The 15,912-nt window shown below is 73.5% G+C and carries 14 protein-coding genes; 3 read left to right on the top strand and 11 right to left on the bottom strand.

All coding sequences use genetic code 11. The features are described 5' to 3' along the window. Nucleotides 1–272 precede the first annotated feature (272 nt). Nucleotides 273–1,112: a thioredoxin domain-containing protein gene (locus tag RKE29_RS19340; protein ID WP_312006699.1), complete on the top strand. Its 840-nt coding sequence runs from the start codon at nucleotides 273–275 to the stop codon at nucleotides 1,110–1,112. 103 nt (nucleotides 1,113–1,215) lie between these two features. Here the strand turns inward: RKE29_RS19340 and RKE29_RS19335 are convergent, their stop codons facing one another. After that, nucleotides 1,216–1,806, bottom strand: a complete 591-nt coding sequence (locus RKE29_RS19335) for a dienelactone hydrolase family protein (RefSeq protein ID WP_312006698.1) — start codon at nucleotides 1,804–1,806, stop codon at nucleotides 1,216–1,218. Between the two features lie 106 nt (nucleotides 1,807–1,912). Here RKE29_RS19335 and RKE29_RS19330 point away from each other — a divergent pair, with 106 nt between their 5' ends. Then, nucleotides 1,913–3,031, top strand: coding sequence for a mechanosensitive ion channel domain-containing protein (locus RKE29_RS19330; protein WP_312006701.1), 1,119 nt, complete (start codon nucleotides 1,913–1,915; stop codon nucleotides 3,029–3,031). 50 nt (nucleotides 3,032–3,081) lie between these two features. On the opposite strand, the gene RKE29_RS19325 is transcribed toward RKE29_RS19330, so the two are convergent. From RKE29_RS19325 to RKE29_RS19315, 3 genes are all read right to left on the bottom strand, one after another. Further along, nucleotides 3,082–4,023, bottom strand: coding sequence for an RluA family pseudouridine synthase (locus tag RKE29_RS19325; protein WP_312006697.1), 942 nt, complete (start codon nucleotides 4,021–4,023; stop codon nucleotides 3,082–3,084). 121 nt (nucleotides 4,024–4,144) lie between these two features. After that, nucleotides 4,145–4,786 (bottom strand): signal peptidase II, encoded by a 642-nt coding sequence (lspA, locus tag RKE29_RS19320; protein WP_312006696.1) that lies wholly within the window; start codon nucleotides 4,784–4,786, stop codon nucleotides 4,145–4,147. Between the two features lie 106 nt (nucleotides 4,787–4,892). Further along, a complete protein-coding gene (locus RKE29_RS19315) occupies nucleotides 4,893–5,624 on the bottom strand; it encodes a TraR/DksA C4-type zinc finger protein (protein WP_312006695.1) in 732 nt (243 codons plus the stop codon). Between the two features lie 523 nt (nucleotides 5,625–6,147). On the opposite strand from RKE29_RS19315, the gene ileS reads away from it, so the two are divergent. Then, on the top strand, nucleotides 6,148–9,312 hold the full coding sequence (gene ileS, locus RKE29_RS19310; RefSeq protein WP_312006694.1) for an isoleucine--tRNA ligase: 3,165 nt from the start codon (nucleotides 6,148–6,150) through the stop codon (nucleotides 9,310–9,312). A 331-nt stretch (nucleotides 9,313–9,643) separates the two neighbouring features. Here the strand turns inward: ileS and RKE29_RS19305 are convergent, their stop codons facing one another. From RKE29_RS19305 to RKE29_RS19275, 7 genes are all read right to left on the bottom strand, one after another. Next, nucleotides 9,644–10,843 (bottom strand): DivIVA domain-containing protein, encoded by a 1,200-nt coding sequence (locus RKE29_RS19305; RefSeq protein ID WP_312006693.1) that lies wholly within the window; start codon nucleotides 10,841–10,843, stop codon nucleotides 9,644–9,646. A gap of 49 nt (nucleotides 10,844–10,892) precedes the next feature. Continuing rightward, entirely contained in the window at nucleotides 10,893–11,180 is a 288-nt protein-coding gene (locus tag RKE29_RS19300; RefSeq protein ID WP_312006692.1) for a YggT family protein, read from the bottom strand. A gap of 74 nt (nucleotides 11,181–11,254) precedes the next feature. Beyond that, complete coding sequence (locus RKE29_RS19295; RefSeq protein WP_312006691.1) at nucleotides 11,255–11,866, bottom strand: cell division protein SepF; 612 nt, start codon at nucleotides 11,864–11,866, stop codon at nucleotides 11,255–11,257. Nucleotides 11,867–11,988: 122 nt separating this feature from the next. After that, entirely contained in the window at nucleotides 11,989–12,729 is a 741-nt protein-coding gene (locus tag RKE29_RS19290) for a YggS family pyridoxal phosphate-dependent enzyme (protein WP_312006690.1), read from the bottom strand. A gap of 1 nt (nucleotide 12,730) precedes the next feature. Then, nucleotides 12,731–13,477: a peptidoglycan editing factor PgeF gene (gene pgeF / locus RKE29_RS19285; protein WP_312006689.1), complete on the bottom strand. Its 747-nt coding sequence runs from the start codon at nucleotides 13,475–13,477 to the stop codon at nucleotides 12,731–12,733. Nucleotides 13,478–13,538: 61 nt separating this feature from the next. After that, nucleotides 13,539–14,774, bottom strand: a complete 1,236-nt coding sequence (gene ftsZ, locus RKE29_RS19280) for a cell division protein FtsZ (protein ID WP_312006688.1) — start codon at nucleotides 14,772–14,774, stop codon at nucleotides 13,539–13,541. A 393-nt stretch (nucleotides 14,775–15,167) separates the two neighbouring features. Further along, the gene (locus RKE29_RS19275; protein WP_312006700.1) at nucleotides 15,168–15,872 is read right to left on the bottom strand and encodes an FtsQ-type POTRA domain-containing protein; all 705 of its coding nucleotides are present in this window, start codon (nucleotides 15,870–15,872) and stop codon (nucleotides 15,168–15,170) included. Between the last annotated feature and the right edge of the window lie 40 nt (nucleotides 15,873–15,912).

The following is a 15,912-nucleotide window of genomic DNA, read 5'->3' as shown; positions in this document are numbered from 1 at the left end:
GGCCGCTGCGGGCGGCGGCGGGGTGCGCCCGGGCGGTGCGGCGGCCGGAGCGCCGGTCCGTAACGCCCGCCGGGCCCGCGAAGGCCCCGGCCCTTCCTCTCCTCGTGCACGTCGTGGTGCGCCGCGGGCCGCCGTTCCGGGCCGCCCCGGCGGCCCGCTGAGCCACCGGCTCGCGGCCGCGGGGCCGCACGCGGACCGCGCCGCCCCGGCCCGGTCCGCGCGACGCCACCCCGTCACGACACCGCACGACGCCCTACGGAGACGACACGACCATGAGCAACAGAAACAGCCAGGCCAACAAGCAGGCCGCACGCGAGCGGCTGCGCGCCGAGCGCGAGCGGCAGGCCAAGCGGGACAAGATACGCCGGCAGATGACCGTCGCCGGGGGGATCCTGGTGGTCCTCGCCGTCGCGGGCGGCATCGGCTTCGCCATCAGCAACAGCACGGGCGGCAGCAAGAACGTCAAGGTCAGCGACAAGAAGTGGCGGGCGGCCGCGGCCAAGACCACCTTCGCCGAACCCGCCCACACCACCGGCGAGCAGGGCCTGGGGATCGTCATCGGCGACAAGGACGCCAAGAACACCCTCGGGGTCTTCGAGGACCCGCGCTGCCCGGCCTGTGCGAGTTTCGAGCAGAACACCGGGGAGACCGTCCTGAAGGACATCAAGGACGGCAAGTACAAGGCGCAGTTCGCGCTGGGCACCTTCCTGGACGACTCCTTCGGCGGCTCCGGCTCGAAGAACGCTCTCAGCGCGCTGGGCGCCGCGCTCAACGTGAGCACGGACGCGTTCCTCGACTACAAGAAGACGCTGTACGCCGCGAAGAACCACCCCGACGAGCGCGACGACCAGTTCTCCGACGACGAGAAGCTGATCCGGATCGCGCAGCAGGTCAAGGAGCTGAAGGGGAACAAGGGCTTCGAGGCGGACGTGCGCAAGGGCACCTACGACAAGTGGGCGCTGGCCATGTCCGACTACTTCAACAAGCAGAAGATCAAGGGCACGCCGACGATCCGGCTCAACGGCAAGAACCTGACCGTGGACGGCAGGTACGCGCCGATGTCCCCCCAGCAGTTCACGCCGCTGGTGGACGAGGGCCTGAAGAAGAAGTGACGGCGCGCCGCGCCGGGTGAACGGCGGGCGGGCGGGTCCGGCAGGGGACCGCCCGCCCGCCGTCGCCGTCTTCAGGCTGTGCCGGGCCCGGCGGGCCGGGCCTTCAGCGGGCCGGGAGGTCGGCGAGGAAGCCGAGCGCGGTCCGCCACGTCGCCTCCGCCGCCTCCTTGTCGTGGTCGGGCAGGTCGGCGTCGGTGTACAGGTGCCCGGCGCCCGGGTAGCGGTGGACCTCCACGTCGGCGCCGGCCCGCCGCATCCGCAGGTACCAGGCGGTCAGCCAGTCGTGCGGCTCGAAGGGGTCGGGGTCGGCGACGTGCAGCTGCACCGGCAGTCCGTCGGCCTCGGCGCCGTCGGCCACGTCCGACGTGCCGTGCAGGAGCAGCAGCCCGCGCGCCCGCTCGTCGGCGAGCGCCAGGTTCTGCGCGATCGCCCCGCCGAGCGAGAGACCTGCGTACACCAGCCCGCGGTCCGCCGCCGGGGCGGCGGCCGCCACCGCCCGGCGCAGCAGCTCGTCCCGGCCGATCTCGTCCTTGATCGCCATCCCGTCCTCGACCGCGTCGGCCGTCCGCCCGTCGTACAGGTCCGGTACGAGCACGTCGTGCCCGGCGGCGCGCAGCCGGTCGGCGGCGGCGTGCACCGCGGGCCGCAGCCCATAGGCGGAGTGGAGCAGCACAACTGTCGGCAAATCAGGCATAACGGTCGCTTTCCGTCGGCAGATGTCTCCCGTCCATCGTGTCAGCACCGGTCGCTGGGTAGACGAGCGGCACGAGTCAGCCAACGGAAGGATGAGGTAGGTGTCCATGGAGGACGTACTGCGCCCGGTCGTCGTCATCGGCGGCGCGCTCGCCGTCACCCTGCTGGTCGGCTGGGCCGCCGACCGGCTGCTGCGCCGGGCCGACGCCCTGCACCCGGAGACCCCCCTGTGGGACCTGCTGCGGCGCTGTCGGCTGCCGCTCCAGGTCACCGTGTGCGCGGCGCTGCTGCGCGGCGCACACGACAAGACGGGCACGCGGATCGCCGACGACCACGCGTCGGGAATCGCCCAGGTGCTCACCCTGGTACTGATCGCCTCGACCGCGTGGCTGGCCACCCGTGTCTCGTCGGCGGTGGTGGAGTCCACGTACGCGCGTTACGCGGCCGGCCAGCACGACCCGGCCCGGGTGCGGCGGGTGCGCACGCAGGTGACGCTGATCCAGCGGGTGGTGATCGCGACCGTCGGGGTGGTGGCCGCGGCGGCGATGCTGCTGACCTTCCCCACCATGCGCACCGTGGGCACGTCGATGCTGGCGTCCGCGGGGATCATCGGCATCGTCGCCGGCGTCGCCGCCCAGTCGACGCTGGGCAACCTGTTCGCCGGACTCCAGATCGCCTTCGGGGACATGGTGCGCATCGGCGACACCGTGGTCGTCGGCGGCGAGTGGGGCACGGTGGAGGAGATCACGCTCACCTTCCTGTCCGTACGGACCTGGGACGAGCGGCGGGTCACCATGCCGGTGTCGTACTTCACCGCCAAGCCGTTCGAGAACTGGTCGCGCGGCGGCACGCAGAAGACCGGTTCGGTGTTCTTCCACCTCGACCACTCGGCGCCCGTCGACGCGATGCGCGCCCAGTTGCACGAGATCGTGCGCACCTCCCCCGCGTGGGACGGCCGGGCGTGGGACCTCGCCGTCACCGACACCACCCCGAACACCATCGAGGTGCGCGCGCTGGTCACCGCGCGGGACGCGGACAACGCGTGGAACGTGCGCTGCGAGGTCCGCGAGCGGATGATCGCCTGGCTGCACCGGGAGCACCCGTACGCGCTGCCGCGCATCGCCACCGCCCCGGCCCCGGGCGCGGACCCGGGGCCCGACGGCGGCCGGTCCGACGGCGGACGCCCGGCCCCGGACCGGCGGGCCGCGCACGCGCAGGCGCCGTGAGCCCGCGCGGGGCGGGCCGCGCCGCCCGGCCGGCCGGGCGGCGAGGGGCCTCAGCCGCTCAGGGCGCGCGCGGTCTCCAGTGCGCCGCGCAGGTCCTCGGGGTAGTCGCTGGCGAACTCCACCCACTCGCCGTGCGCCGGGTGCGTGAAGCCGAGCCGCACCGCGTGCAGCCACTGCCGGGCGACCTTCAGCCGCCTGGCCAGCGTCGGGTCCGCGCCGTAGGTCAGGTCGCCCACGCACGGGTGCCGGTGGGCGGCCATGTGCACGCGGATCTGGTGGGTGCGGCCGGTCTCCAGCTTGATGTCCAGCAGGCTGGCGGCGCGGAACGCCTCCACCAGGTCGTAGTGCGTGACGCTGGGCTTGCCGTCGGCGACCACGGCCCACTTGTAGTCGTGGTGCGGATGGCGGCCGATGGGCGCGTCGATGGTGCCGCTGAGCGGGTCCGGGTGGCCCTGGACGAGCGCGTGGTAGCGCTTGTCGACCGTACGGTCGCGGAACTGCTGCTTCAGGCGCGTGTACGCCTGCTCCGACTTGGCCACCACCATCAGCCCCGAGGTGCCCACGTCCAGCCGGTGCACGATGCCCTGCCGCTCGGCGGCGCCGGACGTCGAGATCCGGTAGCCCGCGGCGGCCAGGCCGCCGATCACGGTCGGGCCGCTCCACCCGGGGCTGGGGTGGGCCGCCACGCCGACGGGCTTGACGACCACCACGATGTCGGCGTCGTCGTACACCACCTCCATGCCCGGCACGGGCTCGGCGACCACCGCCACCGGGGCCGCCGCCCGGGGCAGCTCCACCTCCAGCCACGCGCCGCCGGACACCCGGTCGGACTTCCCCGCCACGCTGCCGTCGAGCTGGACCTTTCCGGCCGCGGCCAGCTCGGCCGCCTTGGTCCGCGAGAAGCCGAACATCCGCGCGATGGCGGCGTCGACACGCTCGCCCTCCAGGCCGTCGGGTACGGGCAGGGTGCGAATCTCGGGAAGGGTGCTCACCCGTCGAGTATGCCGGACCACGCGGCGCGCCCGGTACGCCGGTGGCGGGGCCCCGCGCGGGCGGGCGGCGGCCGGGCCGGGCGCCGGGGCTGCCGCCGGTCGGTCCTGGTGGACCGTGCCGTCAGTCCTGGTGGACCGTGCCGTCCGGGTCCAGGCCCCGGAAGGACAGGACCACGATGAGCACGCCGCCGCACACGATCGCCGAGTCGGCGAGGTTGAAGACCGCGAAGTGGGCGGGCGCGATGAAGTCGACCACCGCGCCCTGGAGGTCGCCGGGCGAGCGGAAGACGCGGTCGGTGAGGTTGCCGAAGGCGCCTCCGAGCAGCAGGCCGAGCGCGACGGCCCACGGCAGGCTGTAGAGCTTGCGGGCCAGCCGCGCGATCACGCCGATCACCACGGCCGCGATCACGGTGAACACGATGGTCATCGCCTCGCCGAGGCCGAAGGCCGCGCCCCGGTTGCGGATCACCTCCAGGCGCAGCCAGGCGCCCAGGATGTCGACCGGCTCGCCGTGCTCCAGGCGCGCGACCACCAGCAGCTTGCTGCCCAGGTCCAGCAGGTAGGCGACGGCGGCCACGGCCAGCAGCACCGGGACCCGCCGCCTGCCGACCGGCCCGGCGCCGGCACCCGCGGCGGCCCGGTCGGCGCGGGCGGCGGCCTCCTCGGCACCGGGGCCGGCGGCGGCCTTTCCGGCGCCCGGGCGGGCACCGCCGTGGGCCTCGCGCGCGCCCGGCGTCCCGATGGCCTGCTCCGCCTCTGTCACGTCCCGTCCCGTCCGTCCCGTGCGGCTCGCGTCCCGGACAAGGCTACGTCCCGGTGCCGGGCCGACGCCTGTCGGCACGAGGGTACGGCACGCCACGCGCGCGAGGTCAGCGCCGCTCCTGCCGCTGCTTGCACTCCACACACAGGGTGGCGCGCGGGAACGCCTGCATCCTGGCCTTGCCGATCGGCCGGCCGCAGTTCTCGCACAACCCGTACGTGCCCGCGTCCAGCCGCTCCAGCGCGCGCTCGGTCTGGAGCAGCATCTCGCGCGCGTTGCTCGCCAGGGCCAGCTCGTGCTCGCGCGTGATGTTCTTGGCGCCGGTGTCGGCCTGGTCGTCGCCGGCCCCGTCGCCGGAGTCCCGCATCAGCCCGTTGAGCGCCTCCTCGGCGCTGGCGATCTCGGCGCGCAGTCTGCCGACCTCGCCGTCCAGCCCGGCGCGGGCCTCGGCCGCCTCCTCGGGCGTCCAGGGGTCCTCGCCGGGGCGCACCGCGAGCTCGCCGGGCGCGGCGGAGCGCGCCTTGGGCACGGCGGTCGCCGTCGCGGCGCCCTGCGGCTCCGCGGGCACCGTGCCCGGGGTCTTCTTCGCAACCACTTTCCTGGCTCCCGTCCTCTTCGCGGGCACCGCCTGCTCGGCCGGTGCGGCCTTCCTGGCTGTGGTCTTCTCCGGCGGCCCGGCCTTGTGGGCCGTGGCCTGCCCGGTGGGGGCGGCGGCCGTCCCGTCGGGGTCCGCGCCGCCGCGCGGCCCGGCGCCGGTGGCGGCGGCCGTATCGCCGGTGGTGGCGCCGGGGGCGGTCGGTCCGGGCGGCGGGGTGCTCTTCGCGGTCCTTCTCGCCACCATGGCCGCCGCCCCTTCACATAGTGTGACCTCGCGCGCGAATCGTGCCGGAACGATAAATCGACACCGAACACGCGGCAACGGGGCACGCCGCCGCATTCGCCCCGGCTTGCCTGTGTGGCGAACCGGTCTCATCGGTTGTGCCCCGCCGCTCGCCCGGTAATCCGGCCGTGCGCCGGAGGGCCGCTCATCCGGGTGTCGGCGGAGAACCCGTCGGCGGCGGTCGCCGCGGCCCCGTACACTGGGGCGCAGCGACAGGCGTGGATGGGGACGAGTAGCGGCGTACGCGGCCATGAGCGACCCGGGGGCGGTGCGAGCCCGGGGGCGAGCGCGACGTGAAGATCACCCCGGAGCCGCCGGAAGAACCCCCGCCCAGGGCCAGTAGAACCGGCGTCGCGGACCTAAGCGAGAGGGCCGGGAGCGGCAGCGTTCCCCGGCCAAGGAGGGTGGTACCGCGGGAGCCGGCGCGCTCTCGTCCCTCCGACGGCACCGCACACGCCCGTGTCCGCCGGAGGACGATGCGACGATGACGCAGTACCACCAGGTCCCCGCCCAGGTCGACCTGCCCGCCCTGGAGCACGCCGTGCTCGGCTTCTGGCGCGAGCGGGACATCTTCGGCCGCAGCGTGCGGCAGTCCGAGGGGCGCCCCGAGTGGGTGTTCTACGAGGGCCCGCCGACGGCCAACGGCATGCCCGGCGCGCACCACATCGAGGCCCGCGTCTTCAAGGACGTCTTCCCGCGCTTCCGCACCATGCGCGGCTACCACGTGCACCGCAAGGCCGGCTGGGACTGCCACGGCCTGCCGGTGGAGCTGGCCGTGGAGAAGGAGCTGGGCTTCGACGGCAAGAAGGACATCGAGGCGTACGGCATCGCGGAGTTCAACGCCAAGTGCCGCGAGTCGGTCACCCGCCACACCGACGCGTTCGCCGAGCTGACCCGGCGCATGGGCTACTGGGTCGACATGGACGACGCCTACTGGACCATGGCGCCCTCGTACATCGAGTCGGTGTGGTGGTCGCTGAAGGAGATCTTCGGCAAGGGCCTGCTGGTCCAGGACCACCGGGTGGCCCCCTGGTGCCCGCGCTGCGGCACCGGCCTGTCCGACCACGAGCTGGCGCAGGGCTACGAGACGGTGGTCGACCCGTCGGTGTACGTGCGCTTCCCGCTCACCTCCGGCCCGCTGGCGGGCGAGGCCTCGCTGGTGGTGTGGACGACCACGCCGTGGACCCTGGTGTCCAACACGGCCGTGGCCGCGCACCCGGACGTCCGTTACGTGGTCGCCACCGACGGCGCCGAGCGCCTGGTGGTCGCCGAGCCGCTGCTGGCCAAGGCCCTCGGCGAGGGCTGGACGGCCACCGGCCAGGCCTTCACCGGCCGGGAGATGGAGCGCTGGACCTACCGGCGCCCCTTCGACCTGGTGCCCATGGACGGCGCCCACTTCGTGGTCAACGCCGCGTACGTGACCACCGACGACGGCACCGGCCTGGTCCACCAGGCGCCCGCGTTCGGCGAGGAGGACCTGCGCACCTGCCGGGCGTACGGCCTGCCGGTGGTCAACCCGGTCCGCCCCGACGGCACCTTCGAGGAGGGCCTGGGCCTGGTCGGCGGGCAGTTCTTCAAGAAGGCCGACGAGGCGCTGACCGCCGACCTGAAGGCGCGCGGGCTGCTGCTGCGGCACGTGGCGTACGAGCACAGCTACCCGCACTGCTGGCGCTGCCACACCGCGCTGCTGTACTACGCGCAGCCGTCCTGGTACATCCGCACCACGGCGGCCAAGGACGCGCTGCTGCGGGAGAACGAGCGGACCAACTGGTTCCCCGGCTCGGTCAAGCACGGCCGGTACGGCGACTGGCTGGACAACAACATCGACTGGGCCCTGTCCCGCAACCGCTACTGGGGCACCCCGCTGCCGATCTGGCGGTGCGCCGAGGACCACCTCACCTGCGTCGGCTCGCTGGCGGAGCTGGGAGAGCTGGCCGGGCTCGCCGGCGCCGACCTCAGCGGCCTCGACCCGCACCGCCCGTTCATCGACGAGGTGGTCTTCCCGTGCCCGGCCGAAGGCTGCGCGCTGACCGCCGAGCGCGTCCCGGAGGTCATCGACGCCTGGTACGACTCGGGGTCGATGCCGTTCGCGCAGTGGGGCTACCCGTACCAGGGCAAGGAGGAGTTCGACCGGCGCTACCCCGCGCAGTTCGTCTGCGAGGCCATCGACCAGACCCGCGGCTGGTTCTACACGCTGATGGCCGTGGGCACGCTCGTGTTCGACCGGTCCTCGTACGAGAACGTGGTCTGCCTCGGCCACATCCTCGCCGAGGACGGCCGGAAGATGTCCAAGCACCTGGGCAACATCCTCCAGCCCATCCCGCTCATGGAGCGGCACGGCGCGGACGCGGTCCGCTGGTTCATGGCGGCCGGCGGCTCGCCGTGGGCCGCGCGCCGGGTGGGCCACGGCACCATTCAGGAGGTGGTCCGCAAGGTCCTGCTCACCTACTGGAACACGGTCGCCTTCCAGGCCCTGTACGCGCGCACGTCCGGCTGGTCGCCGACGGAGGCCGACCCGGAGCCCGCCGCCCGGCCGGTGCTGGACCTCTGGCTGCTCGGTGAGCTGAGCACGCTGGTCGACGGGGTCACCGCGGCCCTGGAGGCGTTCGACACGCAGCGGGCCGGGAGGCTGCTGTCGTCCTTCGTGGACGACCTGTCCAACTGGTACGTGCGCCGCTCCCGCCGCCGCTTCTGGCAGGGCGACCCGGCGGCGCTGCGCACGCTGCACGAGACGATCGAGACGGTCACCCGGCTGATGGCGCCGCTGGTGCCGTTCATCACCGAGCGCGTGTGGCAGGACCTGGTCGTGCCGGTGACGCCGGACGCGCCCGAGTCGGTGCACCTGGCGTCCTGGCCGGAGTCGGACCCGGAGATGGTCGACCCGGAGCTGTCGGAGCGGATGGGGCTGGTGCGGCGGCTGGTGGAGCTGGGGCGTGCGACGCGCGCGGAGTCCGGCGTGAAGACCCGCCAGCCGCTGTCCCGCGCGCTCATCGCCGCGGCCGGGTTCGACGACCTGCCCGCCGACCTGCGCGCCCAGATCGAGGAGGAGCTGAACGTCGCCGCGGTCGCGCCGCTGAGCGAGGTCGGCGGCTCGCTGGTGGACACCTCGGCCAAGGCCAACTTCCGCGCGCTGGGCCGGCGCTTCGGCAAGGGCACCCAGGCCGTGGCGAAGGCGATCGCCGGGGCGGACGCGGCGGCCCTGTCGCTGGCGCTGCGGGAGGGCACCGCGTCGGTGCTGGTGGACGGCGAGCCGGTGGCGCTGTCCGCGGAGGAGGTCATCATCACCGAGACGCCCCGCGAGGGCTGGTCGGTGGCCTCGGACGCGGGCGCGACCGTGGCGCTGGACCTGGAGATCTCCCCGGAGCTGCGCCGGGCGGGCCTGGCGCGGGACGCGATCCGGCTGATCCAGGAGGCGCGCAAGACCAGCGGCCTGGAGGTGACCGACCGCATCGCCCTGCGGTGGCGGGCGGCCGGCGAGGACGTGCGGGCCGCGCTCGCCGACCACGCGCCGCTGATCGCCGAGGAGGTGCTGGCCGAGGACTTCGCGTCGGAGGCCCCCGCCGGGGCGGCCGGTTCCGGCAGCGACGGCTACGGCGAGCCCTTCGAGGACGCGGCGCTCGGTCTTTCCTTCCGGCTGCGCAAGGTGTGACACCGGGTGGGGGCGGGCCGTGCGGGCCCGCCCCCCGCGGTTCTCCCGCGGCTGAACGCGTTCGGGCCGGAGGCTCGGATTCCGGTCTCTTCCCGTACGCGGCACCGGGCGCGCCGGTGCGGGCGGCGGCACCCGCCCTCGCGCTTCGTATAGAGGGGATGAGTCCGCCCGTACGGCAAGAGCACCGGGTGTACGGGGACGGGACCGGCGGGGACGGGACCGGCACCGGGACGCGCGGACGGGCCGGGCCCGGCGAAGGTGAGCTTCGCCGGGCCCGGCCCGTCCAGCCGTCAGGCCCGCGGCGCGGGCCGGATCTCAGACGGCCGATGTGTCAGTTGTCGTCCTCGTCGATGAGGAAGCCGCGCATCGGGCTCGGCGCCTGCATCGGCTGCGGAGCCTGCGGCCGCACCGGTGCCATCGGCTGCGTCATCGCCGGGGACATCTGCTGCTGCCCGCCGTAGGACGGGCCGCCGCCCGGGCCGTGGCCGCCCATCGGCTGGCCGCCCATGGTGTGCCCGCCCATCGCGCCCGCCGACGCCATGGGACCGCTGGCCATGGCCCCGGTCATCGACGGGGACGGCGGCAGCGACGCGGTCGCCGGGGTGCGCGGCGGGGCCAGCGAGTCGTCGGCCTGGTTCTCCAGCTGGCGCAGCTGGCTCTCCAGGTAGGACTTCAGCCGGGTGCGGTACTCGCGCTCGAAGCCGCGCAGGTCCTCGACCTTGCGCTCCAGCGTGGCGCGCGCGGACTCCAGGGAGCCCATGGCGACGCGGTGCTTCTCCTGCGCGTCCCGCTCCAGCGCGTCGGCCTTGGCGCGGGCGTCCCGCTCCAGGCCCTCGGCACGGCTGCGGGCCTCGCCGACGATCTTGTTGGCCTCGGAGCGGGCCTCCGCGATCGCCTGGTCGGCGGTCTGCTGCGCCAGCGACAGTACGCGCGCGGCGCTGTCGCCGCCCGGACCCTGGCCCGGCATCTGCGGACCGCCCGGACCCATCGGTCCGCCCATGTGGCCGGGGCCCATGCCCTGCTGGACCATGGGGCCGCCCTGGCCCATCGGGCCCTGACCCATCGGGCCCTGACCCATCGGACCCTGGCCCATGGGGCCCTGGCCCATCGGGCCGCCCTGCCCCATCGGGCCCTGGCCCATGGGACCGCCCTGGCCCATCGGGCCGGGACCGTGCGGGCCCTGCGGGCCGTGGCCGCCGGGCGGGAGCTGCGGAGCGCCCCCGGGCAGTTGCGGCGGGCCGCCGTGCTGGCCGGGCGGCACCGGCTGCGGTCCCGATATGGCGGCGGGCACCGGCGCGCCGGGGCGATCCTGCTGTTCGGGAGGCTTGCGGAGACCCTGCTGCTGGTTCTGCGCGGCGGCGCGCGTCGCGGCGGCCAGCTTGGCGCGCAGGTCCTCGTTCTCCCTGAGCAGCCGGGTCAGTTCGGCCTCGACCTCGTCGAGAAAGGCGTCGACCTCGTCCTCGTCGTAGCCTTCTCGGAGACGGACGGTCGTGAACTGCTTGTTCCGCACGTCCTCGGGGGTCAGCGGCATCTCTTCTTCACCTCAACGTAGTCGTCGGCAGTCGGCAGGCCCGTATCGCTCACATCACCCTCCCCACGATGGTGATGAGCAGGGAGATGATGATCATCAACACGAAGAAGGACAGGTCGAGCGCCACGCCCCCGAGACGCAGCGGCGGAATGTACCGCCGCAGAAGCTTGAGTGGCGGATCGGTGACAGTGTAGGCCGCCTCCAGTACCACCACCATGGGCCTGCGCGGCTGCCATGAGCGGGCGAACATGAAGACGTAGTCCATCACCAAACGGAAGATCAGCACGACCAGGAAGCAGTACAACGCGATCAAGATCACCTGAAGTGCGATGTCCATCCCGCGGTGTCCCTCTCCCCTTGCTCGTGCCGGCCTTGCGGCCTCGTCCTACTCGGTGGTGCCGGTGTCGCGTCTCAGCTCTGGTTGAAGAACCCGCCCTCCGCGATACGGGCCTTGTCCTCCGCCGTGACATCGACGTTAGCAGGAGACAGCAGAAACACCTTCTGAGTCACTCGTTCGATGCTCCCGTGCAGACCGAAGACCAGACCGGCGGCGAAGTCGACAAGTCGCTTCGCGTCGGTGTCGTCCATCTCCGTCAGATTCATGATCACCGGAGTGCCCTCCCGGAAGTGTTCCCCGATGGTACGGGCCTCGTTGTAGGTCCGGGGGTGCAGTGTGGTGATGCGGTACGGCTCCCGCTCGGACACGACCTTGGGCATGATCACCGGCGCGTTCTTCTCCACGTTCGATCGGTCGGGTGTGATGGACGCCACTGGGGCGATACGCGCCGGTCGTCCGGTTTCCGCCGTGAGGCGGGCGGGCTCACGCTGCGCGGGCGGGTGGACGACTCGCACTGATTCGTCCCTTTCGGACCGAGGTTCGGTCTGGATGGGGTGCCGCCGACGATCCCGCTCGGGCTCAGGCTCTGGCTCGAACTCGTCGTCGGGGTCGAAGCCCCTGCCGTCGTACCCATCGTCCTCCACGAGGCCGAGGTAGACCGCCATCTTGCGCATCGCGCCGGCCATTCTCTGCGTCCTCCGCTCTGTGGTGGATCGGCTCCGCCACCGGATGCCCTGGATCCACGTGACCCGCCCGCCTGTTCGCGGTTTTGGCCTATTTTCTGCTGTGGTCCGACTTCGTGGCGACGTTACCCGAGCCGGGGGCGGACTCCGAGTACCGCGCTGCCGACGCGTACATGTGTCGCTCCGGCCGACACCGCGTCCTCCAGGTCCGCACTCATCCCCGCCGAGACCATGGTCGCAGTCGGATGGTCCGCGCGCAGGCGGGATGAGATTTCCGTCAGCCGCTCGAACGCCGCGCGCGGGCGTCCGGCGTAGGGTCCCGCGAGCGGGGCGACCGTCATCACGCCCGCGCACGTCAGCCCCTCGGCGCCGGCCAGCGCGCCGGCCAGCGCCGGCACCCCGTCCGGCGCGACGCCGCCGCGGTCGCCGACACCTTCGCCCCGGCCGCCGGCCTCGCCTGGCTCGGCGTCGAGCGCTACCTGCACCAGGCAGCCGAGCCCGCGCCCGGCCCGGACCGCCGCCGCGGACAGTGCGCCGACCAGCCGTTCGCGATCAACAGAATGCACCATATCCGCATAACCGACCACCGACCGCACCTTGTTCGTCTGCAATTGACCGACGAAATGCCAGGTAAGCGGAATATCGGAACATTCCGCCGCTTTTGGGGCGGCTTCCTGATCGCGATTCTCGGCCACGTGACGGACGCCGAGCTCGGCGAGCAGCCGCACATCCGAGGCCGGAAAGGTCTTGGTCACCACGATCAGCGTCACGTCCGAGCGCGGCCGACCCGCCGCGGCGCAGGCCGCGGCGATGCGCTCCTCGACCCGGTCCAGGCGGGCCGCCAGTTCGGTCTTGCGGTCGGTCACGTCAGCCGTCCAGCCACACATAGCTCGCGAGGCGCCCCGTCACGCCCTCGCGCCGGTAGGAGAAGTGGTCGGCCGACTCCAGGGTGCAGGTGTGACAATCTCCACTCCGTCCACCCAGCGGCACACCGTACGAGGCCAGTTGGGCGCGCACACCCGCGACCAGGTCCAGGGCGGGCGTGCCCCAGGAGGTCTCGGACCGGGCCGCGGGCACCGCCGCGGCGACCTCGTCCCGCATCGCCTCGGGGACCTCGTAGCACCGCCCGCACACCGCGGGCCCGGTGCGCGCGACGATCCGGGCCGGGTCGGCGCCGAGCGCGAGCATCGCCTCGACCGCGGCGGGCACCACGCCGGCCAGCAGTCCGGGCCGCCCGGCGTGCGCGGCGCCCGCGACCCCGGCGACCGGGTCGGCCAGCAGCACCGGCACGCAGTCCGCGGTGAGCACAGCGAGCGCGAGCCCCCGGCGGGCGGTGACCACCACGTCCGCCTCGGGGGCCGGGACGCCGGCCGCCGCCCAGGACTGGTCGGCCACGGCCACCTCCCGGCCGTGCACCTGGTTCATCCAGACCACCGACGCCGGGTCGAGGCCGAGGGCGGCGGCGGAGCGCTTCCGGTTGGCGGACACCGCCGCCGGGTCGTCGCCGACCGCGCCGCCGAGGTTGAGCTGGTCATACGGAGCGGCGCTCACCCCGCCCCACCGGTCGGTGAAGGCGAAGTGCGCGCCGCTCGCCGCGTGCCGCCGTCCTATCACGCCGGGCCCGCCCCGCGGCCGCCGCCGAGCGGCCGCCGGAACGTCCGGCCGGTCCGGCCGGTCACTTCAGGAAGTCCGGGACGTCCAGCTCCTCGGCCTGGCTGTCCGAGTACGGGCGGGCCGGGGGCACCTGCGGGGTGCTCAGCGGGGCCGACGGGACCTCGGCGACGGGGCCGGGGTCGGACGCGACCGGCTCCTCCTCGCGCGGGGTCAGGCTGGACAGGCCGCCGAAGGACGGGCGGCCGGGGGTGTCGGGGACGGGCGGGCGGCTGCCGGTGGTGGTGGCGGGCGGGCCGTCGTCGCGGCTCGCGTACCCGCCGAGGACCTTGTCGCGGTTCTTGGCCGGCGGCTGGCCGCCGTCGAAGCCCGCGGCGATGACGGTGACGCGCACCTCGTCGCCGAGCGCGTCGTCGATGACCGCGCCGAAGATGATGTTCGCCTCGGGGTGCGCGGCCTCGCTCACCAGCTGGGCCGCCTCGTTGATCTCGAACAGGCCCAGGTCCGAGCCGCCGGAGATGGACAGCAGCACGCCACGGGCGCCGTCGATGGACGCCTCCAGCAGCGGCGAGGAGATCGCCATCTCGGCCGCGGCCACCGCGCGGTCGTCGCCGCGCGCGGAGCCGATGCCCATGAGCGCCGAGCCCGCCTCGGACATGACGGACTTCACGTCCGCGAAGTCGAGGTTGATCAGGCCCGGTGTGGTGATCAGATCGGTGATGCCCTGTACGCCGGACAGCAGTACCTGGTCGGCGGACTTGAACGCGTCAAGGACGCTCACCTGGCGATCGGAAATGGACAACAGGCGATCGTTCGGGATCACGATCAGGGTGTCGACCTCGTCGCGCAGGTCGGCGATGCCGTCCTCGGCCTGATTGGCGCGGCGGCGGCCCTCGAAGGTGAACGGGCGGGTGACCACACCGATCGTCAGGGCCCCCAGCGAGCGAGCGATATTGGCCACGACGGGCGCGCCGCCGGTGCCCGTGCCGCCGCCCTCGCCCGCGGTGACGAAGACCATGTCGGCCCCCTTGAGGACCTCCTCGATCTCCTCGCGGTGGTCCTCGGCGGCCTTGCGGCCGACATCCGGGTTGGCGCCGGCGCCGAGGCCGCGGGTGAGCTCGCGGCCGACGTCGAGCTTGACGTCCGCGTCGCTCATCAGCAGGGCCTGCGCATCGGTGTTGATCGCGATGAACTCGACGCCCTTGAGCCCGACCTCGATCATCCGGTTGATGGCATTCACGCCACCGCCGCCGATGCCGACGACCTTGATGACTGCGAGGTAGTTCTGCGGTGCTGCCACGTCGAAGGCCTCTCGCCTCGATTTACGTGTCGTCACGCCGCGTGTGCCGCGGGGCGCCGACTGATGCCGAATGGGACGGTTGCTTGATTGCCGACCCCAACCCTAACGCTGAAGTTCAGGGTTACCAGTGCCTGTCTTTCCCGGGTACTGCCGGAACAGGACACTAAGTGGACTCGCGGCGCGCGTTCAATGAACACGCCGAACCTCCCGTTTTTCTTTTCACCCTATGTGATCACCCGGTGCGCTGGTCAACCAGGGTGTCCGGCTTGTCGAACTTCCGTCAACACCCGGCCGCCCTCCTGTCTCCTCCCTCTCTCTCCGCGTCTCCCGGCGGCCCCGCTCAGGCCGCGGGGCGCCCGCCGCGGGCCGGCCGCGCACCCGGTCGCGGGCGCCTCAACCGCCCGACGCCGCCGGGGCACTCGGCGCGCTGACGTCGAAGTGGTCGGCGTCGGGCTCGGCTTTCATCAGCGCCGTCAGCGTCCGCGCCTTCGCCGCGCCGCGCTCCGCGCTGCCCCACACCACGGTCCGACCCGCCGTCAACTCCACCGTGATGGAGTCGTACGAGCGTACGCGCACCGAGCGGGTGTCCGCACGGACCGCGGGCGGCAGCTGGGTGACGCACCGCACGGCCTCGCGGCGCAGCCGGTCGGCGCCGAACCGGCGGGCCGCGGCGGACCCGTCCGGCTCCACCTCCAGCAGCGGCACGCCGCGCGGGCGGCTGGTCAGGGTGCCGAACCGCACGCCGTCGGCGTCCACTTCGACGTACCGGCCGGCCTGTCTGAGCACCGCCTGGGCGTGCCGTTCCCGCACCGTCACGCTGATGGTGTGCGGCCAGGAGCGGGTGACGTCCACCTCGGCGATGCGCGGCAGCCGGGCACGCAGCCGCGCGGCGACGGCCCCGGTGTCCACCGACGCCAGCGGCGAGCCCAGCGGCACGGCGGCGGCCCTGCGCACCACGTCGGGGTTGAGCGCGCGGGTGCCGTGCACGGTCACCCGCTCGGCGCGCAGCCAGCCCGACCCGTACAGCACCCAGGCGACGCCCGCGCCGAGCAGCACGGCGGTGACGGCCACCGCGAGCAGCGCGCGGCGGCGGGGCAGGCGCGGGCGCCCGGGGCGCGCGCCGGCGCGCGGAAGCGGG

Origin of the sequence: Streptomyces sp. B1866, from assembly GCF_031932565.1 — a bacterium.
In the GTDB taxonomy this organism is placed as follows: Bacteria; Actinomycetota; Actinomycetes; order Streptomycetales; family Streptomycetaceae; genus Streptomyces.
This window is presented reverse-complemented; position numbering and strand designations above follow the sequence as displayed.

Excerpts from the sequence above, each read along its gene's own strand:
- RKE29_RS19315 (WP_312006695.1), bottom strand. The coding sequence starts at position 5,624 with ATGGTGGCGAGAAGGACCGCGAAGAGCACCCCGCCGCCCGGACCGACC.
- RKE29_RS19330 (WP_312006701.1), top strand. The coding sequence starts at position 1,913 with ATGGAGGACGTACTGCGCCCGGTCGTCGTCATCGGCGGCGCGCTCGCC.
- RKE29_RS19295 (WP_312006691.1), bottom strand. The coding sequence starts at position 11,866 with ATGGCCGGCGCGATGCGCAAGATGGCGGTCTACCTCGGCCTCGTGGAG.
- RKE29_RS19340 (WP_312006699.1), top strand. The coding sequence starts at position 273 with ATGAGCAACAGAAACAGCCAGGCCAACAAGCAGGCCGCACGCGAGCGG.
- RKE29_RS19300 (WP_312006692.1), bottom strand. The coding sequence starts at position 11,180 with ATGGACATCGCACTTCAGGTGATCTTGATCGCGTTGTACTGCTTCCTG.
- RKE29_RS19335 (WP_312006698.1), bottom strand. The coding sequence starts at position 1,806 with ATGCCTGATTTGCCGACAGTTGTGCTGCTCCACTCCGCCTATGGGCTG.
- RKE29_RS19305 (WP_312006693.1), bottom strand. The coding sequence starts at position 10,843 with ATGCCGCTGACCCCCGAGGACGTGCGGAACAAGCAGTTCACGACCGTC.
- ileS (WP_312006694.1), top strand. The coding sequence starts at position 6,148 with ATGACGCAGTACCACCAGGTCCCCGCCCAGGTCGACCTGCCCGCCCTG.